A 1480-nucleotide genomic window follows, 5' to 3' on the forward strand; every position below is an offset into this window, starting at 1 on the left:
TGGTTGAAGAGTTTTTTTACACAGGAAAAGCTCTCGGAGAGTGCCAAGGCTGGTATGGAACAAGCGGGCGAAGATCTAGCTAATTCGATTGTCGATGGCTTTATGTCGTCTATCTCACAATTGATGGATTATTGTAAATCTTTGCCTAGCCGCATTAAGGGGTGGATTGGGTCGATTGATGTAAGAGAGTTTTTGCCAAGTTTTTTGGGGGGTAAAACAGCCATCCAACCCATCGTGCAATTTGCGGGAGCTTCTCCTGTAAATTCATCTGCGAGAGAGCAAAGAGACAAAGACCGTTCCCCCATCACACACAATCAAAATGTCACAGTGCATGTTAATGGGGCGCGTGAACCCATGGCCACTGGTCGTGCGGTTGCCCATGCTTTGCAACGGGCACGCGCCAATGCCCTGCATGGCGGGACAGAATGAGGGGAGGGAGCCTATGAGAGATCCTTTGATGATGTTAGGACCGCATCAATTTTATGTGGACTGGCTAAATTTCCAATCTTTTGAAGAAGAGTTTTCTGCCTCATGGGTTTGTATGGAGCGTTTTGGCAAGGCACCCAGTTTGCAATTTACCGGCTATGGCAATGATGCAAAAACCATTCATGGGGTTTGGTTTCCAGAAGAATTTGGGGACCGGGTAGCGATAGATGCCATCACTACAACTATCCGAAGAGCAAAGCCGGTGCAGATGCTTCGTTGGATCAATGATACCACCTATAGTGTCCTTCTCCATGGACCCGTAGTAATCACTACGATCAATAAAGACCACGACTATATCAGTCGCTCTGGTCAATCCCAGCGCATCCGCTATTCCATTACGCTCTTGCCCTTTTTTAATGGCGGAAAACCACAAGGACAATACCAAGAGAGACAAATCCAAGTGGGACAACCTCTATGAAGATACCAGAAAAGCATGTTGTTGTAGAGCTAGAGGATATGAGCCTCGATCTCCTCTGCTTTCACCATGCCATGGCAGTGTTCAGAGACCGGAGGCAAGCTGGTTTACTCAAAGGCTATTTAGAAGCCACACTGGAAGCTAATCCAGAGATTGCCAAATATGGTGTGTTTTTACCACGGGGCTTAAAGGTCATTCTGCCTGAATTTGTGTTGTCTAATCCCCAAAGCATGGTGAAGCGGTTATGGGATTAATGCGTACACACCCTTTTATTATGGTCAAGGTGGGAGACAAACCTGTTCATGAGGTTTTTTACCAGCGTCTTTTAACGGCAACCATTACGGACCATGCGGGCAATGAAGCCGATACATTTGAAGCAGAGTTTGATGATGGTGGCAATGATTTAGAGATTCCCTCAAGCAACAGTGCGCTACAGGTGATCTTTGGCTATGAGAACAGCATCAGTGCCTTTATGGGGTGTTTTGTTGTCGAATCGGTTGTAAGTTGTGGTGGCAGTGATGGAGAGATCTTGCGCCTTTGTGGCAAAAGTGCCTCGATGCGTAAAGAGCTCAAAGAACA

2 protein-coding genes and 2 pseudogenes are annotated in these 1480 nt (G+C 46.7%); all 4 read left to right on the plus strand.

The features are described 5' to 3' along the window. Positions 1-429 (plus strand): annotated as a pseudogene (locus ACFIJL_RS09365) (phage tail tape measure protein); the annotation flags it as partial. A 13-nt stretch (positions 430-442) separates the two neighbouring features. Beyond that, positions 443-904 (plus strand): phage tail protein, encoded by a 462-nt coding sequence (locus ACFIJL_RS09370; protein ID WP_375624425.1) that lies wholly within the window; start codon positions 443-445, stop codon positions 902-904. Beyond that, positions 901-1155 (plus strand): tail protein X, encoded by a 255-nt coding sequence (locus tag ACFIJL_RS09375; protein WP_375624427.1) that lies wholly within the window; start codon positions 901-903, stop codon positions 1153-1155. The genes ACFIJL_RS09370 and ACFIJL_RS09375 overlap by 4 nt, the downstream gene beginning before the upstream one ends. After that, positions 1146-1480: pseudogene (locus tag ACFIJL_RS09380) on the plus strand (late control protein); the annotation flags it as partial. The gene ACFIJL_RS09375 and the pseudogene ACFIJL_RS09380, both read left to right, overlap by 10 nt.

The organism is Bartonella sp. TT119HLJHH (genome assembly GCF_042193385.1).
In the GTDB taxonomy this organism is placed as follows: Bacteria; Pseudomonadota; Alphaproteobacteria; order Rhizobiales; family Rhizobiaceae; genus Bartonella.